Source organism: Dietzia kunjamensis (assembly GCF_045689975.1).
GTDB classification, from domain to species: Bacteria; Actinomycetota; Actinomycetes; order Mycobacteriales; family Mycobacteriaceae; genus Dietzia; species Dietzia kunjamensis.
In genome coordinates this window covers 2,102,598-2,122,538 of record NZ_CP143297.1, presented here as the reverse complement: position 1 = coordinate 2,122,538, position 19,941 = coordinate 2,102,598, and the positions used below count along the sequence as shown (strand labels likewise).

The following is a 19,941-nucleotide window of genomic DNA, read 5'->3' as shown; positions in this document are numbered from 1 at the left end:
CGGGGGCAGGACCTGCCCGCCGGTTCAGCGGCCCAAGAGGTCGCCCATCGGGACGAAGTCGCTGAACTCGTCGTCGTCGGTCTTCCGTCCCCGACCGGAGTCCGCGCGCGTCGGTGCCACCGCGCCGGCGGTGACCCCGGCGAACCGCAGCATGTAGTCCGACAGTTCGGTACCCACCCGCGCGGTACGGGCGCGCAGCGAGTCCTCGTCGCCGTCGGTGGTGGCGGCGCCGAAGTCCTCGGCCGCCGCGAACACGGTCGTGGGCACGATGTCGGCCTTGAGGTAGGCGAACATCGGCCGCAGTGCGTAGTCGACCGCCAGCGAGTGACGCGCGGTTCCGCCGGTCGCGCCCAACGCCACCGGCACGCCGGCGATCGTGCCGGGTTCGATGACGTCGAACAGCGACTTGAACAGGCCCGAGAACGACTGGTTGTAGATGGGCGTCACCGCGATCAGCCCGTCCGCCCGGCCGATCTCGTCGATCGCCGCGGCCAATTTCTCGCCGGGGAACCGGGTGAAGGTGGCGTCGACGACCTCGTGTGCCAGGTCGCGGGCCTCGAGGACCGTCACGTCGACCCTCTGGCCGTGACGCGCGAGCGCGTCGCGGGTCGCGGCGGTGAGCTGGTCGGCGAGCATCCGGGTGCTGGAGGGCACCGAGGTTCCGGCGGCGACGACGACGAGGTTGAGCGGCCGCCCGGCGGAGTGGCTGTTGTGGGGGTCGGTCACTTGGAGTCCTTCCCGGCCGGCGCCTCGGCGAGGCGGGCCTGGTTGCGGCGGGCGCGGGCCAGCGACTGCTCCTGGGCGCGCTGACCGCCCTCGGCGGTGAGGCCCGTCCAGTTGTCGCCGGTGCCGAAGCGGTAGGCGTCGGAGTAGGTGGGGTCGCCGGCGGCGGCCAGGTCGGCGTCGCGGGCGGCGACCCGCCCGGCGTGGGTGGGGCCGTCCGGGACGTGGGCCGGGCGCAGTGCGTCGAGTTCGCGGCGCAGGGTCGGCACGATCTCGGTGCCCAGGATCTCGATCTGCTCGAGGACGGTCTTGCGGGGCAGGCCGGCGTGGTCGATGAGGAACAGCTGACGCTGGTAGTCGCCCACGTGCTCGCGCATGGTCATGTATCGGTCGATGATCTGCTGCGGCGAGCCGACGGTCAGCGGGGTCTGGGCCGTGAAGTCCTCCAGCGACGGGCCGTGGCCGTAGACCGGCGCGTTGTCGAAGTAGGGGCGGAACTCGTCGACCGCGTCCTGACTGTTGGTGCGGGCGAAGAACTGCCCGCCCAGGCCGACGATCGCCTGGTCCGCCGAGCCGTGGCCGTAGTGCTCGTAGCGGCGGCGGTACAGCTCGACCATCTGCTTGGTGTGGTGGATCGGCCAGAAGATGTTGTTGTGGAAGAAGCCGTCTCCGTAGAACGCGGCCTGCTCGGCGATCTGCGGCGAGCGGATCGAGCCGTGCCACACGAAGGGCGCGACGCCGTCCAGCGGGCGCGGGGTCGAGGTGAACTGCTGCAGGGCCGTGCGGAACTTGCCCTCCCAGTCCACGACGTCCTCGTGCCACAGGCGGTGGAGCAGTTCGTAGTTCTCGATCGCGATCGGCAGGCCCTGCCGGATGTCCTGCCCGAACCACGGGTAGACCGGGCCGGTGTTGCCACGGCCCATCGTCAGGTCCACCCGGCCGCCTGCCAGGTGCTGCAGCATGGCGTAATCCTCGGCGATCTTCACCGGGTCGTTGGTGGTGATCAGGGTGGTGGCCGTCGACAGGATGATCTCGGAGGTCCTGCCCGCGATGTAGCCCAGCGTCGTGGTGGGGGAGGACGTCACGAACGGCGGGTTGTGGTGTTCACCCAGCGCGAAGACGTCGAGGCCCACCTGCTCGGCCAGAGTGGCGTACTCGACGACCGCCTCCAGTCGCTCGTGCTCGGTGGGTATCCGCCCGGTGGTGGGGTCCGGGGTGATGTCGGCGATGCTGAAGATTCCGAACTGCATGATGGTGGCCTCTCGTCTGGTGGTGTCCCCATCTTAACTAGCTGACATATCAAACAAAAGAACGTGGGGCGGTATTCCCCCTCACATGGCGGGTGCCGTCCGGCCTGCTCCGGTGTGGACGGTTCCGCAGCCGCCCCTCGCGACGGCGTCTGGCCTGCGCAGCGGTGCACGCCAGACGCCATGGCGGGACGCGGCCGCGTCCTGGTCGAGCAGGCGCGGGAGCGACACGCCAGCCTCGCGGGCGACACGCCAGGCGCGGGAGCGGCTGTCGGGGTAGGGCTGCGAGGCGATTCCGGCCGGCCCGGGTCCGTCTGCTATCGTGACCGGCATGTCGAACGCTCGCGCTTATTGGCGCTTTATGTGGGCTCCGGGTGGAGCCCGCGCCGCGAGCGCACGCGTCCGCTAGACGGACGTCTCGACACCCGGAGCCCAGAGGCGGTGACCACCATGGTCGCCGCCTTCCGCCTTTCCAGACGGCGGATCCGGGTGCGCGAGACACAGGGCACCGAAGAGATCACGGCACCCGGCCCGCCACGACCACATCGCCAGGAGTGCACAGCCGTGACCGTCACCGCCGAGAACCCCACCCAGACCGCCGACAGGCGAGTCCTGTCCTACTCCCCGCTGCCGACGCCGACCGAGATCCTCGGCGAGCTTCCTCTGGGCGAGGATCGCGAGTCGCTGGTCGAACGCAGCCGCGCCGAGGTCGCCGACGTGCTCGCCGGGCGCGACGACCGCCTGCTCGTGGTCGTCGGCCCGTGCTCCGTCCATGACACCGAAGCGGCCCTCGACTACGCGGCGCGACTCGCCGCGCTCGCCGACGAGACGGCCGAGGACCTGCTGATCGTCATGCGTGTGTACTTCGAGAAGCCCCGGACCACCGTCGGGTGGAAGGGCCTCATCAACGACCCCGCGCTCGACGGGAGCTACGACATCCCGCGCGGCCTGCGCACCGCCCGCACCCTGCTGCTCGACGTGCTCGATTTAGGGCTGCCCGTGGGGACCGAGTTCCTCGAGCCGACCAGCCCGCAGTACATCGCGGACGCCGTCTCGTGGGGCGCGATCGGCGCGCGCACCACCGAGAGCCAGGTGCATCGTCAGCTGGTGTCGGGACTGTCGATGCCGGTGGGCTTCAAGAACGGGACCGACGGCGAGGTCCAGGTCGCGGTCGACGGCTGCCGGTCGTCGGCGGCGCGGCACGTGTTCTTCGGCACCGACGCCGAGGGCCGGGCCTCCGTCGTGGAGACCGCCGGTAATGCCGACTGCCACGTCATCCTCCGTGGCGGGACCGGCGGACCCAACCACGACACCGAGTCCGTCGCGTCGGCCGTCGCGGCGGTCGGCAAGGTCGGCCTGCCCGGTCTGGTGATGGTGGACGCGAGCCACGCCAACTCGGGCAAGTCGCACGAGCGTCAGGCCGAGGTCGTGGCCGAGCTGGCCGAGCGGATCGGCGCGGGGGAGCGGGGCATCTCCGGACTGATGATCGAGAGCTTCCTCGAGCCCGGCGCCCAGTCCGTCGAGGCCGACGAGCTGGTGTACGGCCGGTCCGTGACGGACGCGTGCATCGGCTGGGACACCACCGCCGACAGCCTGCGCGCGCTCGCCGCGGCCGTTCGTCAGGGTCGACGGGGCTGACCGCCGCCGCCCCGCCGCCGCCCCGCCGCCGCCCCGCCGCCCACGCCGCCGCCCACGCCGCCGCCCCCGTCGCCGGTGCGGTCGGCCCGGGGTCGGCGGCCCGAGGGGCACCACTGGGCGGGCGACGCCGCGCGGTACCCTTTCCGCGTGGCCGTCTCCTTCCCCCTGTACTCGCTGTACGAAGCGCGCCTTCGCGCCTCGTTGGACGAGTCGAGGCTGCCGAGGCACATCGCCGTGATGGCGGACGGGAACCGCCGGTGGGCACGCGAGGCGGGGTTCACCGACGTCGCGCACGGTCACCGGGCGGGCGCGGTCAAGATCGCTGAGATGCTGGGGTGGTGTGACGACCTCGGTGTGGACGTGGCCACCATCTACCTGCTCAGCACGGAGAACCTCGGTCGCGATGCCGAGGAACTCGATGAACTGCTGCAGATCATCGCGGACGTGGTGGACGAGATCACCGGCCCGGGGAAGAACTGGGAGGTCCGGATCGTCGGACGTCTCGAGGTACTGCCGGACTGGCTCGCCGAGCGACTGCGCCACGCCGAGCAGGTGAGCAGGGGCCGGCCGGGCGTCAAGGTCAACGTCGCGGTCGGCTACGGCGGGCGGCAGGAGATCGCCGACGCCGCCCGCGAGCTGGTCCAGGAGCTGATCGACAAGGGCTGCAGCGGACAGGAGCTGGTCGACGCGATCACCGTCGACGGCATCGGCGAGCACCTCTACACCTCGGGCCAGCCCGACCCGGACCTCGTGATCCGCACCTCCGGCGAGCAGCGGCTCTCGGGCTTCCTGCTGTGGCAGAGCGCGTATTCGGAGATCTGGTTCACCGAGGCGTACTGGCCGGCGTTCCGGCGGGTTGACTTCCTCCGGGCGATGCGCGAGTACGGAGCCCGCAACCGTCGGTTCGGTCAGTGATGGTCGGCGCGGAGGCGGAGCGCGGGCCGATCACCGTGGGCGAGGTGTTCACCGTCCGCGCCGTGTGCGTGGTGGACCAACTGCTCGAGGTGCCCGGCCGGGTCGGCGTCACCGCGATCGACAAGCGGCCCGTCGACGGGCCCGTCCAAGTGCGCGAGTACGGCCTCCACGGCGACGTCCAGGCAGATCGCCAGCACCACGGCGGGGTGTGGAAGGCTGTCTACCTGCTCTCGGACTCCGACGTCGAGCAGTGGGAGCCCGAGTTCGGCGGCCCGATCCCGCCCGGGTACTTCGGCGAGAACCTGCGCGTGACCGGCGTCGACACCTCGCAACTGCAGATCGGCACCGTGCTGGAGGTGGGCCGCCTGCGCATGGAGGTCACGACACCGCGGATCCCGTGTCAGACCTTCGGCCACCACGTGGGCAAGCCGCGCTGGGTGCGGCGCTTCACCGAGGGCGGTCGCCCGGGCGCGTACGCGCGGGTCCTCGCCGCGGGCCCCGTCGAGGCCGGGGATGAGATCCGGGTGGTCGCCGTGCCCACGCACGGGGTCACGATCGGGCGGGTCTTCGCCGGGGTCGACGACGACGAGGCCCGGCGGCTCCTCGACGAGTACGCGCTGTCCGACCTGGCGCCCAGTCTGGTCCGGAAGCTGGATCCGGCGACCGACGACAGGCCCGTGGACGCCGACTGACCGGGCTCGCGCCCGTGCGGGGTGGCTCGGCCGCGGAGTCGCTCGGCCGCGGAGTTGCCCAGCCGCGGAGTCGCTCAGTCGCGGGGCTCGGCCAGGTGGTCCCACACGTCGCCGGCGGTCGACCACACCTCGTGCGCCTCGGCCTCGGCGACGTCCGGCAGTCGGAACGCACCGCCGCCGCCGGCCGAGGTCGCCACCAGCGTCACCAGCCCGGCCCGGCGCTGGAACGGGGTGCGCCGCACGTTCCAGCCGAGGATCCCGTCGCGGTACAGGACATCGGTCCGTCTCAGGAGCGAACCCTTACGGACCGTGACCACCGTGCCGCCCACCGCGTGGCCGAGTCCGCGGTAGTTGTCGACCACAGCCCACGCGGCGACCGTCCCACCGACCGCGGCCACGGTGACGGGAACCCACCACAGCCACGGCCACACGAGCGCGGGTACGAGGGCGATCCCGGCGAGGGCGAGGGTGGCGGCCACCGCGCGGACGGCTCGTCGTCGTCGCGCCACAGGCGGATGGGAGCGCAGCGCGTCCGGCCCCGGTGTGCCCGCCGCCGTACCCGGCACCGGTGTCCCCAGCATCTCCGCCGCCACGCCGGCGGCCACGTCGCGCGGGGAGGCGGGGACCAGCGCGGGGCTCTGTTTGGGCTTGCCGTTCTCGTCGTTGCCGATACCCACTCCGGTGGCGATCACGTCCAGCCGGGCGGCCCCGAGCGCGCGGAACCCCGGCGGCTCGTGCAGCGTCACGCCACGGACGCGTCGGCCGTCGAACGTCGCGTGCCGGCCCACGACCAGGCCTCGGCGAAGTTCGAGAGAACCGTCGCGGTGACGCTCGAGGCGCATGCCCCACCAGTTCTCCACGAACAGCACTGTGGCGGCGACGGTGCCGATGGCCAGGGTCAGGGCCACCACGCCGATGGCGAGGACCGGCAGCGGCAGCCCGCCGACGCGGTCCCAGACCCACTCCAGCACCGCCGGCACCGCGTTGAACCAGTCGGCCACCTGGAGCACGATGCCGAAGCCCACCAGGCCGAACACCGGCGTCATGAGGCTGGCCGGGGCGTAGCGGACCCACCGGGGATCGAGGCGGGCGAGTTCGTGCGTGTCCGCGCCGGCTCGGTCGGCCAGTAGTCGGCGGCGCAGGTCCTCGGCCTCGGAGCGGTCGAGCGCGGCCAGCGTCATCCTCGACCCGTCTGTCTCACCGCTGGCCAGCTTGAGGGTGGCGATACCGAGGCGACGCTGGACGACGTCGGCGGTGATCTCCACGTTGCGGACCCGGTGCGTCGACAGTGACGACGTGGTGCTCGACAGGAAGCGGACCCGGCGCTCGATTCGGTGGGTGTCCACGCGGTAGCGGGTCACCGTCAGGCGGGCGGACTCGGCGATCGCGGTGGCGACGGTTCCGACTACCACCCCGCCCACCGTCCAGAGGAGTACCCAGCCGATGGCCAGGCCGCCCACCAGCATGCCGATCGCCGTCGGCACCGCCGCGGCGACGAGTGCCGCGGCGACCACCACGGTCGTGGAGGTGATCGTCCGACGGTCCAGCGGCAGCCAGTCGTCATGGTCCGCGCCGGCCGGGCCGGTCATGTGGCGTCCCGCTGATCGTCCTCGGCGAGGAGGGTGAGGCGGTCGGCCATCTCCTCGGCCTGCGTGGCGTCGAGGGCGCTGATGCGCACCGCACCCTTGGACGAGGCGGTGGTGACCACGACGGTGGCGAGGCCGAACTGTCGCTGGAGCGGGCCGCGGGTCTTGTCGACGGTCTGGACGCGCGACAGGGGAGCCGCCCGCCACTCCTCCCAGAACAGTCCACTACGGCTGTAGACAGCGGTGTCGGTGGCCTCCCAGCGGTGGATCGCCCACCGCACCCGGGGCACCACTACCAGCGCCGCTGCTGTCAGCAACGCCCACCCGGCGGTGGCGAGGAGCATCCACGGGCCCACGATCAGCGTCGATGCCGCCAGCACGAGCAGTGGCCCGACCATCCGCAGGGCGACCTGCGCCGTCCACCATCGTCGGCACCGGGGATCGACCCGTTCCCTGGGCGGACGGAGGCCGAGTTGAGTCGCATTCACGGCTTCACCCTAAGCCGATTATGGGACGCTGAACCCCATGGGACTCCTCCGGCGATACCGGGCGACCGGCGCAGACCTGCCCTTCGGCGATCCGCTCCGCGCACACGACGTGGCCATGGAGGGGTACTTCCTCCGCGTCACCGACCGCGAGCGCGGGCGCGTCGTGATCGCCCTCATCGGGGTCAACCGGGGACCCGACGGGCACTGGGCGACGCTCGGGCTCGCCTCCGACGAGGCGCCCATCCCGATCGAGGCCGGTGGATCGCGCCGGGACGGAGACGGGAACTCCTCGTCGTCGTCGTTCTCGTCGTCGCAGGGGAGTTCGGGCTCCTCCACCCTGCGCCTCATGGCCGCGCCCGACGGCTGGGCCGACCCGGACCGGATCGGCGCGCGCTCCGGCGAACTGTTCGAGTACCGACCCGACGGGGTCCGCGTGGACATGGGGGAGGGCGCTCGCCTGCACGTGAACATCACCGACCCGTTGCGGTGGCCGCACCACGCCGTCGGCGGCTCGAGCATCTTCCAGGCCGTCCCCGCCCTCAACCAGTACTGGCACCCCTGGCTGCTCGGCGGCCGCGCTTCTGGGTGGGCCGAACTCGACGGTGAGCACTGGGAGTTCGACGGCGCCGAGGTGTACGGCGAGAAGAACTGGGGCGCCGAGGGCTTCCCCGACTCGTGGTGGTGGGGCCAGGCGCAGGCGTTCTCCGAGCCGAACACGTGCGTGGCGTTCGCCGGCGGGCAGATCCACTCCGGGCCGCTGCGCACCGAGGTGACTGCAGTTGTCGTGCGACTGCCCGGCGGGAAGGTCATCCGGCTGGGCAACCCTGTCGTCTCGCCGGTCCGCGCCGAGGTGACCGACGAGCGGTGGGAGTTCCAGGGCCGCGGTTACGGCTGGCAGGTCCGCATCAGCGGGCGTTCGCCCCTGGACCGCGCGCACGTGCTGCCGGTCCCGCTGCCGTCGGAGAAGCGGAACTCCGCCGGGTCGATCGAACACCTCGCGGGCGAGCTCGAGGTGGAGGTGCGTCGGCACGGACGGCTGGTGTGGTCGGACCGGAGCGCCCTGGCCGCGCTCGAACACGGCGGGCTCGACCGCGCCGAGGCCGAGTTGCGGCGGCGCGGTGTTCCGGAGGGGGAGACGGGCGCGCCGCCGCTCTAGATCTTGCGCAGGCGCAGCCGCTGGATGGAGTGGTCCGAGTTCTTACGGAGCACCAGCGTCGCGCGCGGCCGGGTCGGCAGGATGTTCTCCACCAGGTTCGGCCGGTTGATCGACGTCCAGATCTCGCGGGCGGCGAGCCGGGCCGCCTTGTCGGACAGGTCGGCGTAGTGCGCGAAGTGCGAGTTGGGGTTGGAGAACGACGTGCTCCGCAGTTCGAGGAAGCGCTCGACGTACCACTGTTCGATGTCCTCGATCCGCGCGTCGACGTAGAGCGAGAAGTCGAACAGGTCCGAGACCATGAGGCGCGGACCCGTCTGCAGGACGTTGAGGCCCTCCACGATGAGGATGTCGGGTCGGCGGACCTCGATGAACTCGCCGGGCACGATGTCGTACTTGGTGTGCGAGTACACCGGCGCGCGCACGACCGGGGCGCCGGATTTGACCTCCGTGACGAACCGCAGCAGCGCGCGCCGGTCGTACGACTCCGGGTAGCCCTTGCGGTGCATCAGTCCGCGTCGCTGGAGTTCGCGGTTGGGGTGGAGGAAGCCGTCGGTGGTGATGAGGTCCACCCGGGGGTGGGAGTCCCAGCGGGTCAGCAGCGCACGCAGGACTCGGGCCGAGGTGGACTTGCCGACCGCCACCGATCCGGCGACGCCGATCACGAACGGCATGGGGGCGTCCACGGTCTCGCCGAGGAACAGATTGGTCGACTGGAACAACCGCTGTCTGGCGGATACCTGCAGGTGGATGAGCCGGCTCAGCGGCAGGTAGATCTCCGCGATCTCGTCGAGGTCGAGGTGTTCGCCCAGGCCTCGGAGGCCCTCGAGGTCTTGTTCGGTGAGCACCATGGGCATCGCACGCCGCAGGCGCCGCCAGCTTCGACGGTCGAACTCGACGTACGGCGTGTAGTCGCCGGCTTGTCTGCTCACGGTTCCCGATTGTGGCAGGTGGCCACGGGGGAGGGGGTGTCAGGGTGGCGTGGCACTAGACTGACGACGACGACGAGACGAGCCGTGGCCCCACACGATTCGTACGAAGTGCAAAGCCCACGTGCGAGGAGCAACGATGACCGACCCGAACACCGACGTGTTCACCGCCTCCCTGACCGAGCTCGATCCGGAGGTCGCCGAGGCGATGGCCGGCGAGCTCGCCCGACAGCGAGACACGCTCGAGATGATCGCGTCGGAGAACTTCGTGCCGCGTTCGGTCCTGCAGGCGCAGGGCTCCGTGCTCACGAACAAGTACGCCGAGGGGTACCCGGGTCGCCGTTACTACGGCGGCTGCGAGCACGTGGACGTGGTGGAGAACCTGGCTCGTGACCGCGCGAAGGAGGTCTTCGGCGCCAAGTACGCGAACGTCCAGCCGCACGCCGGCGCCCAGGCCAATGCCGCGGTGCTCATGGCGCTCGCGAAGCCGGGGTCCAAGATCATGGGCCTGTCGCTCGCCCACGGCGGGCATCTCACGCACGGCATGAAGCTCAACTTCTCCGGCCAGCTCTACGAGGTCGCCGCCTACGAGGTGGATCCGGAGACCATGCAGGTCAACATGGACACCGTTCGGGAGATGGCGCTGGCGGAGAAGCCGGATGTCATCATCGCCGGCTGGTCGGCCTACCCGCGGACCCTGGATTTCGCGAAGTTCCGCGAGATCGCCGACGAGGTCGGCGCCAAGCTGTGGGTGGACATGGCCCACTTTGCCGGCCTGGTCGCCGCCGGCCTGCACCCGAGCCCCGTCCCGCACGCCGACGTCGTCTCCACGACCGTCCACAAGACGCTCGGCGGGCCGCGCTCCGGCATGATCCTCACCAACGACCTCGAGCTGTTCAAGAAGCTCAACTCGTCGGTGTTCCCGGGCCAGCAGGGCGGCCCGCTCATGCACGCGATCGCCGCCAAGGCCACCGCCATGAAGATCGCCGGGACGGAGCAGTTCCGCGAGCGTCAGCAGCGCACGATCGAGGGTGCCCACATCCTCGCCGAGCGGCTCACCGCCCAGGATTGCCGGGACGCCGGCGTCTCCGTCCTCACCGGCGGCACGGACGTGCACCTCGTCCTGGTGGACCTGCGTGACTCCGAGCTCGACGGCCAGCAGGCGGAGGACCTCCTCCACGAGGTCGGGATCACGGTGAACCGCAACGCGGTGCCGTTCGACCCGCGTCCGCCGATGGTGACCTCCGGCCTGCGCATCGGCACGCCCGCCCTGGCCACCCGTGGTTTCGGGGCCGAGGACTTCCGCGAGGTCGCGGACATCATCGGCACCGCGCTGGCCGCGGGGACGGGCGCCGACGTCACCGCCCTGCGTGAACGCGTGTCTGCGCTGGCCGCGTCGAAGCCGCTGTACGAGGGTCTCGAGGACTGGAAGATCCTGGGCTGAGGCGGGTCGAGAAAACGACAGGCGGGGGCCGATGACCGACGAGAACACGGGCAACGGCCCCCGTCTACGGGTTGGCTACGTCCCCGGTGTCCAGCCGGACAAGTGGCTCGCGCGGTGGCGCGAGCGCAATCCACGCGTGCCGATCTCGGCCCGACGCACCGGTGACCCGTGGGCGGAGCTCGCGGGCTCCGCCGGCGACGACGGCTTCGACGTGGTCTTCCTCCGCGAGCCCGACGATGCACCGCGCTCGGCGCCGGCCGGCCTGCTCCGGGTCCCGCTGTACACCGAGACGATGGCCGTTCTCGCCGAGAAGGACCACGAACTCGCCGCCTTCGACTCGCTGGGGATCGCCGACCTCGAGGGGGAGCGGTGGCTCGAGCCGGTGGACACGATCACGGCATCGCCCGAGGAGGTGTCCGCCGCGGTGGACCTCGTCGCCGCCGGCGTGGGGTTGCTCGTCCTGCCGGCGCCGTACGCGAGGGCGCTGAGTCGGCGGGATGTGGTCGCGCGGCCCGTCGACGGGGTCCCCGCGACCCGGATGGGCATCGCCTGGTCGCCCGCGAGGGAGACCGATGAGTTGATCGACGAGTTCGTGGGGATCGTGCGGGGTCGCAGGGCGGGCACCTCGCGCGGAGCGGGCGAGCCCCCGCGCGAGAAGCGGACCGCGAAGGAGAAGGCCGCCGCCAAGGCGAAGGCCCGCGCCGAACGTGCGCCGAAGCCGGTGGGTCGGGGGCAGCGCAGACGCTGACCGGGTGGGTTTCAGCCGCGTGCGGCGCGGTCGATCTCAGCCGCGTGCGGCGCGGTCGATCTCAGCGGCGTGCCGCGCCGACCATCCCGCGGGCGAACTCGAGGTGGCGGGCGACGACGTCGTCGGCCGACAGCGGCCCGTCGGGCCGGTACCAGGACGCGATCGACACACACAGTGAGGCGATGGCGCGGGCCGCGTCCTCGGGGTGGGCGCAGGAGAACTCCCCGGAGTCGACACCGGCGCGGATGGCGTCCTCGAGCATCTTCTGCTGTGCATCGCGCTGCGCGATGTGGCGTGCGCGCACGTCCGGGTCCATGCTGCGCATCTCGGTGGACGCCACGAACGCGTGGTCGCGCCGCGCCATGTGGAAGCGGGCGAGGCACTCCACGATGTTCTCGAACCTGGTGACGGTGCGGTCGCCGGCGTCGTCGGCCGCGGCCTGCGTGTGCGTGAGCATCTCCGCCATGGCCTGGTCGACGACCGCTGCGAGGATGGCCTGCTTCGATCGGTAGTGATGGTAGAGGCCCGGGACGGACAGTCCGGCGGCCTCGGCGATCGACCGGATCGAGGCGCCGTGATACCCGTGCCTTGCGAAGACCACCAGGGCCGCGCGGAGCGGAGGGGAGAGTTCGTCGGTGCCGAACTCGCGCCACTGCGCCAACGTCGCGGTCTCACTCATCGTCACAACACTAGCCACCCTTCGCTTGACACCGGTTGTGGTGTGGGTAACACTATGGCATACCGAGCGATCGATCGGTCGGTGAACCGCACAACAATCGTGAACGAGAGGAGCGAGGATGAGCCAGGAAGACCCGCGGCCGTGGCGCACGCTGTACCGACCGGGGCTCGACGAGAGTCTCGTGACGCGGCGGTCGACGCTCGTGGACGCCTGGCGTGAGCGTGTCGACTCCTCGCCGGACAGGGCCGCCGTCGCGTACTTCGACACCACGCTGTCGGCCCGCGAGGTCGACGCCATGGCGGATGCGCTCGCCACCGCCCTGCAGGTCCGCGGGGTGGCGCCCGGTGACCGCGTCGGCATCCACCTGCAGAACATCCCGCAGTACGCGCTGGCGATGCTGGCGCTGTGGAAGATCGGCGCCGCCGCAGTGGTCCTCAACCCGATGTACTTCGGCCGCGAACTCCGGTTGCCCGTCGAGGACTCCGGTGCGGTGGGGATCATCGCCACGGATCGGGACGCCTCCGCGATCCGCGACGCCGTGAGCGGTACCGACGTCGCATGGGTCCTCAGTACGAGCGAGCGGGACCTGCAGGCCCGGAACGACCCCCGCGCGTTCGGCGACGACCAGCAGGTCGAGCCCTCGCCGGACGGCGATCTGGTCTCCCTGATCCGCGAGTTCGAGGGACGCACGCCGGAGCCGGCGGAGGTCACCCCCGACGACCTCGCGCTTCTCACCTACACCTCGGGAACCACCGGGCCGCCCAAGGGGGCGATGAACTCGCATGCCAACGTCATCGCGGTCGCGCGGAGCTTCGCCGACTTCGTGGATCTCGTCCCGGGCGACGTGGTGCTGGCGATCGCCCCGCTGTTCCACATCACCGGCGCCGTCATCAACGCCACCGTCGCGCTGGTCACCGACTCCACCCTCGTCTTCGCCGGACGTTTCCGGCCCGGTGTCATGCTGGACGCGTTCCGCGAACACGGGGTCACCTTCACCATCGGTTCCATCACCGCGTACAACGCGCTCATGCGCCTGGACGAGGCGGGACCGGGGCACTTCGCGTCGGTCAAGACCCTGTACAGCGGGGGCGCGCCCATCCCGCCCTCGACGGTCGAGCGCTTCGCGGAGCGGTTCGGCCACTACATCCACAATGGATACGGCATGACCGAGACGACCTCCGGGGTCATCGCGGTGCCGCCCGGGCTGCGGGCGCCGGTCGACGAGACCAGCGGCACCCTGTCCATCGGAGTGCCGCTGCCGGGGATCGGCGCCGAGGTCATCGGCGTCGACGACCAGCCGGTCGCCCCGGGCGAGCAGGGCGAGCTCGTCCTGTCGGGACCGCAGATCGTGTCCGGCTACTGGCGCAACGAGGCCGCCACGGCCTCGACCATGCCCGGCGGCCGGCTGCACACCGGCGATGTCGCCGTCATGGACGCCGACGGCTGGGTGTACCTCGTGGACCGCCTCAAGGACCAGATCAACGCCTCCGGCTACAAGGTCTGGCCGCGGGAGGTCGAGGACGCCCTGTACGAGCACGACGCGGTGTTCGAGGCCGCCGTCGTGGGACTGCCGGACGAGTACCGCGGAGAGAAGGTCGTCGCGTTCGTCTCGCTCAAGGCCGGGCAGACTGCGACCGAGGACGAGCTGATCGCGTTCGCCTCGGAGCGGCTCGCCGCCTACAAGCGGCCGGGCGAGGTCCACGTCGTCGGCGAGCTCCCCAAGACCCAGACCGGAAAGATCCGCCGTCGCGAACTCCGCGACGAACACACCCCCTCCCACTCCTCGACTCCCACCGAAGGGAACTGACATGGCCGAGGCCACCATCGACCCCGACGACCGCGGGCGGGCCGGCGCCACCGCCGCCACCGCCGCCACTGCCGACACCGCAGCCCCACACCAGTCCGCCAAGGCGAGCCGCGGCAGCGTCCGCTCGTTGGCCGCCAGTACCACCGGGCAGCTGTTCGAATGGTACGAGTGGACCGCTTACGCGGTCTTCGCCCCGTACATCGCCGCGGTGATGTTCAACAACGAGAACCCGGTCTCGGCGCTGCTGGCCACGTTCGCCGTCTTCGCGGTCGGGTTCCTCATGCGCCCGCTGGGCGGGATCGTCTTCGGCCGGATCGCGGACGTACGCGGACGCAAGTTCGTCCTCATCACCACCATGCTCATGATGGCCGGCGCCAGCCTGCTCATCGGCCTGCTCCCGAGCTACGAGACGCTCGGGATCTTCGCCTCGGCGCTGCTGCTCCTGTGCCGCATGATCCAGGGCTTCGCCCACGGTGGCGAGTCGGCCACCGCCTACAGCTACGTCGCCGAGATCGCACCGCCGCACCGTCGCGGTATGTGGGGCAGCCTCGTGTTCGTCGCCATCATGGGCGGCACCGTGATCGCCTACGGCATCGGCGGCGGCATCACCGCCGTGCTCTCCGAGTCCGCCGTCGGCGAGTGGGGCTGGCGCGTGCCGTTCCTGCTCGGCGCCGTGTTCGCCCTGTTCGTGCTGTACCTGCGGTCCGGCATGGAGGAGTCCGACGTCTTCGACAAGGCCGCCGCGGCCGCCGCCGCCGACCCGACCTCGCCGGTCGCCACGTTCTCGCGACGCAAGCTCGCCGGCGCCATCGCGCTGGTCGTGGCCATGGTCTCCGGCATCACCGTCGCGCACTACACCTGGAGCTCGTACGCCTCGACGTTCGCCATCACGCAGCGTGACATGGACTCGGAGGCCGCGTTCTGGGCGATCTTCGGCAGCCAGCTCATCGCCCTGTGCACCCTCCCGCTGTGGGGTCTGCTCTCGGACCACATCGGCCGTCGCCCGGTCATCTTCATCTTCGCCATCGGCACGATCATCACCACGCCGATGCTCATGGGGATGATCGACGACCGCCCGTGGACGCTGTTCCTCTCCTCGCTCGTCGCCATGACCCTGGTCGCGGCCGCCGGTTCGATCCTGTCCTCGTTCATGTCGGAGGCGTTCCCCACCAAGATGCGTACCGCGGGCATCGGGTTCGCGTACTCCCTGTCGGTGGCGGTGTTCGGCGGCAGCGCGCCGTACCTCAACGCCCAGTTCATCCAATGGGATCTGTACTGGATGATCAGCGCCTACATCATCGCCCTGTGCGTGGCGACGATGGTCGCGACCGCCTTCATGAAGGAGACCCGGGGTAACGACCTGCACCGTGTCGGCCACAAATGAGCGTCGGCCACATCTGATCCACCCGAACCGCCCGCCCGGTCGCCCATCAACCGCGAGGATCCACGCCATGACCACTTCATCGTCCGAGTCCACGGGACTGTCCGTCGACCAGTTGCTCCGCCCCGACGTCGTGGGGCCGAAGATCGCCGAGGCCACCGGTGACCGGGCCTGGGCGGACTTCGACGCCGACCTCATCGCCGGCGGCAAGTCCAACCTCACGTTCACGCTCCGCTCCGACGCGGGGGAGTTGATCCTGCGGCGGCCGCCGACGGGCGAGCTCCTGCCCAGCGCGCACGACATGGGCCGCGAGGCGCGGATCCAGCTCGGGTTGGCGGACACGGACGTGCCGGTCGCGAAGGTGGTGCTCAACGAGACCACCGGTGAGGACCTGGGCGTGCCGTACTACGTGATGGAGAAGGTGGTCGGCCACGTCATCCGTGACGCGCTGCCGGCGGGCTTCGCCGAGTCCGACGACGACAAGGCGGCCATGGCGGACGCCCAGATCGACGCGATGGTCGCGCTCCACGCCGTGGACCAGAACGCGGTGGGCCTGGGGGATCTCGGTCGCCCGGACGGCTATCTGGAGCGGCAGCTGCGACGCTGGCTGGGCCAGTCGGAGAAATCCAGTGCCTCCGTCCGGGCGGACCGTCTGCCCGAGCTGGCCGCGCGTCTCGGCGAGAGCATGCCCACCTCGCCGTCGTCGCGGATCATCCACGGTGACTACCGCCTGGACAACTACGTCGTCGACCCCGACGACCCGGGGCGCATCAAAGCGATCCTCGACTGGGAGCTGTCCACCCTCGGTGATCCGGTCGCCGACCTCGCGCAGACGGTTCTGTACTGGGGCGACCCGAACGGGCCGACCGTGCCGCTCATCCCCAGCATCACCACCGAGCCGGGCTGGCCCGGACCGCAGCGGTTGCTCGACCGGTACTGCGCGGCCACCGGCACCGATCCGTCCCACATGCCGTGGTACCTGGCGTTCGCCACGTTCAAGTTCGCGGCGATCGCCCAGGGCGTGGCGACGCGCTCCGAGGCCGGTGACATGGCCGGTCAGGACTTCGGTGACATCGGCCCGCAGATCCGCGAGCTGGTCGACCACGGCCACTCGATCCTCGACTCCAGGAAGGTGACCAACTGATGGCTGAGCCCTCATCCGCAGCACCCACCCCGGTCGATCCCCGGACGGGTCCGCAGGCCGCGCTGCCCGTGCTCGACCGCTTCCGGCTGGACGGCCGCGTCGTGGTGATCACGGGCTCGTCGTCGGGGCTCGGGGCCGGCTTCGCGCGGGCCCTGTCCTCGGCAGGCGCCACGGTCGTGCTGGCCGCCCGACGCCGCGAGCGGCTCGACGCCCTCGCCGAGGAACTGCGTGCCGCCGGCGGCACCGCCTCGACCGTGGCGTGCGACGTCGCGGACCCCGAGGCGTGTGCGGCGATGGTCCGCGACACGATGGACACCCACGGACGCATCGACGTGCTGGTCAACAACGCCGGCATCGGGACCGCCGTGCCCGCGCTCAAGGAGACCCCCGAGCAGTTCCGCGGGGTGGTGGACGTCAACCTGAATGGCGCCTACTGGGCCGCCAAGGAGTGCGCGGCCGTCATGGAGCCGGGCGCGAGCATCGTCAACGTCGCGAGCGTCCTGGGCCTGACCGCCGGCTTCGCACCGCAGGCCGCCTACTCGGCGACCAAGGCGGCCGTGCTCGGACTGACCCGCGACCTCGCCGCGCAGTGGGGCAGCCGCCGCGGTATCCGCGTCAACGCGCTGGCCCCCGGGTACTTCGCCTCCGAGATGACCGACGAGATCCCGGAGAAGATGCTCGCGGACATCACCGGCAGCACGATCTTCGGCCGACTGGGGCTCCAGCCCGAGCTCGACTCCGCGCTGCTTTTCCTCGCCTCCGACGCATCGTCGTTCATCACCGGGACCACGCTCGTGGTCGACGGTGGGATGACTATGCATTGAACCGACTCTGCATTGAACCGACTCAGCACTGAACCAACTCAGCACTGACGCAGGCACCACTTCACTCATCCCGCCCGCGACGGGCCGCCGCGGCACGCTTCTACAGGAGTAATGACATGGAATTCGCTCACAGTCAGCGCAGCATCGAGCTGCAGGAGAACATGTGGGAGTTCATGCGGGAGCACGTCTTCCCCGCCGAGCCCGTCTGGGCCGAGTACCTGCGTGAGAACGGGGACAACGCCTACCCGCCGGTCATGGAGGACCTCAAGGCCGAGGCCCGGCGCCGTGGGCTGTGGAACCTCTTCCTGCCCGAGTGGTCCGGGATCTCCAACCTCGAGTTCGCCGCCGTCTCGGAGATCACGGGGTGGTCGCCCGTCATCGCCCCGGAGGCGATCAACTCTCAGGCCCCGGACACCGGGAACATGGAGACCTTCCACCTGTTCGGCACCGACGAGCAGAAGGCGAAGTACCTCGAGCCGCTCAAGGAGGGCAGGATCCGCTCGGCGTACGCCATGACCGAGCCCGATGTCGCGTCCTCCGACGCCACGAACATCCAGACCGTGATCCGTCGCGAGGGCGACGAGTACGTGATCAACGGTCGCAAGTGGTGGATCACCGGCATCGCCGACACCCGCTGCGAGATCCTCATCGTCATGGGCAAGACCGACGAGTCGGCCGAGACCCACCGGCAGCAGTCGATGGTCCTCGTGCCCCGCGACACCCCGGGCCTGACCATCGAGCGCAACCTGCCGCTGTTCGGATACCAGGACCAGCACGGTCACTGTGAGATCGTGTTCTCCGACGTGCGGGTGCCCGCGTCGAATCTCCTCGGCGAGGAGGGCGCCGGGTTCGCGATCGCCCAGGCCCGTCTCGGGCCGGGCCGCATCCACCACGCGATGCGCGCCATCGGCATGGCCGAGCGGGCGCTGGCCCTGATGGTCGACCGCGCCAAGTCCCGGCACGCGTTCGGTGGGTCGCTGGCGAGCCAGGGCGTGGTGCAGGAGCACATCGCCAACTCGCGCATCGAGATCGACCAGGCGCGGCTGCAGGTGCAGCACTGCGCCTGGATGATCGACACCGTCGGCGCCAAGGAGGCGCGGTTCGAGATCTCCGCCATCAAGGTGATCGCCCCGCAGGTCGCCTGTGCCGTGATCGACCGGGCCATCGAGATCTTCGGCGGCGCCGGCGTCTCCGGCGACACCCCGCTGGCGTACTTCTACGCCTGGGCGCGCGCGCTGCGGATCGTCGACGGACCGGACGCCGTCCACCGTCGCACCATCGCGCGCGGAGAGCTGAAGAAGACCCCGCCGTACGTCGGATAAAACTAGGATGTCCCAGTAACGGTCGGTGCCGCCCGGCGCCGGAACCGCAGAGACAAGGAAGTGCAGAACATGGGTGCAGTAGTCGTGGAGGCCGTGCGCAGCGCGGTGGGCAAGCGCAAGGGTGGACTGGCCGGGGTGCATCCCGCCGATCTGTCAGGGACCGTTCTCACGGCGCTGGCCGAGCGCGCCGGGATCGACGGATCGATCGTCGAGGACGTCATCTGGGGTTGTGTCACCCAGGCCGGGGAGCAGGCCGGGGACATCGCCCGGACCGCCGCCCTGTCGGCGGGATGGCCGGAGACGGTCAACGGCGTGACGATCGACCGGCAGTGTGGCTCGTCGCAGCAGGCGCTGAGTTTCGCGGTGGCCGTGGTGGAGGCAGGCTTCCACGACGTGGTGGTGGCCGGCGGCGTCGAGTCGATGACGCGGGTGCCGATGGGCTCGCACGTCTCCTCCGAGTCGTTCCCCTACGGTCAGGCGTTCCTCGACCGCTACGACGGCACGGCCCCCAACCAGGGCGTCGGTGCCGAGATGATCGCCGAGCGGTGGGGCTTTGACCGCACCCAGCTCGACGAGTTCGCCGTGGCGTCGCACGAGAAGGCCGCCGCCGCGCAGGACGCCGGGTTCTTCGCCGGGCACATCGTGCCGGTGACCACCCCGGACGGCGTCTTCGACACCGACCAGGGCATCCGCCGCGGCAGCACCGTCGAGGGGCTGGCCGGGCTCACGACCCCGTTCAAGGAAGACGGTGTGATCCACGCCGGCAACGCCTCGCAGATCTCGGACGGCGCCGCGGCGATCCTCGTGATGAGCGAGGAGGCGGCCGCCAAGTACGGGTGCACCCCGATCGCGCGGGTGCACACCGCCACGCTCGCCGGTGACGATCCGGTCATCATGCTCACCGCGCCGATCCCCGCCACCGCCAAGGCGCTGGCCAAGTCCGGACTGTCCATCGACGACATCGGTGTGTACGAGGTCAACGAGGCGTTCGCGTCCGTGCCGATGGCGTGGCTGGCCGAGACCGGGGCGGACCCGGCGAAGCTCAACCCGAACGGCGGCGCCATCGCCCTCGGGCACCCGCTCGGTGGCTCCGGCGCCCGGATCTTCGCCGACCTCGTCCATCACATGAAGAACGAGGGCATCAAGTACGGCCTGCAGACGATGTGTGAGGGCGGCGGCCAGGCCAACGCCACCATCATCGAACTGCTCTGATCCGAGCCC

General features: G+C 70.7%; 18 protein-coding genes. 12 read left to right on the top strand and 6 right to left on the bottom strand.

From position 1 onward, the window contains the following. Positions 1–24: 24 nt before the first annotated feature. Positions 25–726, bottom strand: coding sequence for a CE1759 family FMN reductase (locus VZF99_RS09880; RefSeq protein WP_407334647.1), 702 nt, complete (start codon positions 724–726; stop codon positions 25–27). After that, positions 723–1,973, bottom strand: coding sequence for an LLM class flavin-dependent oxidoreductase (locus tag VZF99_RS09875; RefSeq protein WP_096905167.1), 1,251 nt, complete (start codon positions 1,971–1,973; stop codon positions 723–725). Before VZF99_RS09875 ends, VZF99_RS09880 begins: the two co-directional genes overlap by 4 nt. 561 nt (positions 1,974–2,534) lie before the next feature. Between VZF99_RS09875 and VZF99_RS09870 the strand changes: the two genes are divergently transcribed. The 3 genes from VZF99_RS09870 (at position 2,535) to VZF99_RS09860 (ending at position 5,215) form a co-directional block, all read left to right on the top strand. Next, on the top strand, positions 2,535–3,608 hold the full coding sequence (locus VZF99_RS09870) for a 3-deoxy-7-phosphoheptulonate synthase (protein WP_407334646.1): 1,074 nt from the start codon (positions 2,535–2,537) through the stop codon (positions 3,606–3,608). A 147-nt stretch (positions 3,609–3,755) separates the two neighbouring features. After that, on the top strand, positions 3,756–4,523 hold the full coding sequence (locus VZF99_RS09865) for an isoprenyl transferase (protein WP_067715669.1): 768 nt from the start codon (positions 3,756–3,758) through the stop codon (positions 4,521–4,523). Further along, complete coding sequence (locus tag VZF99_RS09860) at positions 4,523–5,215, top strand: MOSC domain-containing protein (protein WP_119191730.1); 693 nt, start codon at positions 4,523–4,525, stop codon at positions 5,213–5,215. The genes VZF99_RS09865 and VZF99_RS09860 overlap by 1 nt, the downstream gene beginning before the upstream one ends. A gap of 74 nt (positions 5,216–5,289) precedes the next feature. On the opposite strand, the gene VZF99_RS09855 is transcribed toward VZF99_RS09860, so the two are convergent. Both VZF99_RS09855 and VZF99_RS09850 read right to left on the bottom strand, forming a co-directional pair. Then, entirely contained in the window at positions 5,290–6,804 is a 1,515-nt protein-coding gene (locus VZF99_RS09855; protein ID WP_407334645.1) for a PH domain-containing protein, read from the bottom strand. Further along, on the bottom strand, positions 6,801–7,289 hold the full coding sequence (locus tag VZF99_RS09850) for a PH domain-containing protein (protein WP_407334644.1): 489 nt from the start codon (positions 7,287–7,289) through the stop codon (positions 6,801–6,803). The genes VZF99_RS09855 and VZF99_RS09850 overlap by 4 nt, the downstream gene beginning before the upstream one ends. Positions 7,290–7,326: 37 nt before the next feature. Here VZF99_RS09850 and VZF99_RS09845 point away from each other — a divergent pair, with 37 nt between their 5' ends. Next, positions 7,327–8,445: a tocopherol cyclase family protein gene (locus VZF99_RS09845; protein ID WP_407334643.1), complete on the top strand. Its 1,119-nt coding sequence runs from the start codon at positions 7,327–7,329 to the stop codon at positions 8,443–8,445. On the opposite strand, the gene coaA is transcribed toward VZF99_RS09845, so the two are convergent. Then, positions 8,442–9,374 (bottom strand): type I pantothenate kinase, encoded by a 933-nt coding sequence (gene coaA, locus VZF99_RS09840; protein WP_069388860.1) that lies wholly within the window; start codon positions 9,372–9,374, stop codon positions 8,442–8,444. The genes VZF99_RS09845 and coaA overlap by 4 nt on opposite strands. A gap of 136 nt (positions 9,375–9,510) precedes the next feature. On the opposite strand from coaA, the gene glyA reads away from it, so the two are divergent. Both glyA and VZF99_RS09830 read left to right on the top strand, forming a co-directional pair. Further along, positions 9,511–10,815 (top strand): serine hydroxymethyltransferase, encoded by a 1,305-nt coding sequence (glyA, locus tag VZF99_RS09835; RefSeq protein ID WP_407334642.1) that lies wholly within the window; start codon positions 9,511–9,513, stop codon positions 10,813–10,815. A gap of 31 nt (positions 10,816–10,846) precedes the next feature. Then, positions 10,847–11,563, top strand: a complete 717-nt coding sequence (locus VZF99_RS09830; protein ID WP_407334641.1) for a LysR family transcriptional regulator substrate-binding protein — start codon at positions 10,847–10,849, stop codon at positions 11,561–11,563. Positions 11,564–11,624: 61 nt separating this feature from the next. Here the strand turns inward: VZF99_RS09830 and VZF99_RS09825 are convergent, their stop codons facing one another. After that, positions 11,625–12,242: a TetR/AcrR family transcriptional regulator gene (locus tag VZF99_RS09825; RefSeq protein ID WP_407334640.1), complete on the bottom strand. Its 618-nt coding sequence runs from the start codon at positions 12,240–12,242 to the stop codon at positions 11,625–11,627. 118 nt (positions 12,243–12,360) lie between these two features. Here VZF99_RS09825 and VZF99_RS09820 point away from each other — a divergent pair, with 118 nt between their 5' ends. The 6 genes from VZF99_RS09820 to VZF99_RS09795 all read left to right on the top strand — a co-directional run bounded on the left by VZF99_RS09820 (position 12,361) and on the right by VZF99_RS09795 (position 19,932). Then, positions 12,361–14,049: a class I adenylate-forming enzyme family protein gene (locus tag VZF99_RS09820; protein WP_407334639.1), complete on the top strand. Its 1,689-nt coding sequence runs from the start codon at positions 12,361–12,363 to the stop codon at positions 14,047–14,049. A gap of 1 nt (position 14,050) precedes the next feature. Further along, the gene (locus VZF99_RS09815) at positions 14,051–15,433 is read left to right on the top strand and encodes an MFS transporter (protein WP_407334638.1); all 1,383 of its coding nucleotides are present in this window, start codon (positions 14,051–14,053) and stop codon (positions 15,431–15,433) included. A gap of 67 nt (positions 15,434–15,500) precedes the next feature. Further along, a complete protein-coding gene (locus VZF99_RS09810) occupies positions 15,501–16,574 on the top strand; it encodes a phosphotransferase family protein (RefSeq protein WP_407334637.1) in 1,074 nt (357 codons plus the stop codon). A 62-nt stretch (positions 16,575–16,636) separates the two neighbouring features. Continuing rightward, positions 16,637–17,398: an SDR family NAD(P)-dependent oxidoreductase gene (locus tag VZF99_RS09805; RefSeq protein ID WP_067715710.1), complete on the top strand. Its 762-nt coding sequence runs from the start codon at positions 16,637–16,639 to the stop codon at positions 17,396–17,398. Positions 17,399–17,514: 116 nt separating this feature from the next. Beyond that, positions 17,515–18,720, top strand: coding sequence for an acyl-CoA dehydrogenase family protein (locus tag VZF99_RS09800; RefSeq protein WP_407334636.1), 1,206 nt, complete (start codon positions 17,515–17,517; stop codon positions 18,718–18,720). Between the two features lie 69 nt (positions 18,721–18,789). Next, positions 18,790–19,932, top strand: coding sequence for a thiolase family protein (locus VZF99_RS09795; RefSeq protein WP_407334635.1), 1,143 nt, complete (start codon positions 18,790–18,792; stop codon positions 19,930–19,932). Positions 19,933–19,941 lie beyond the last annotated feature (9 nt).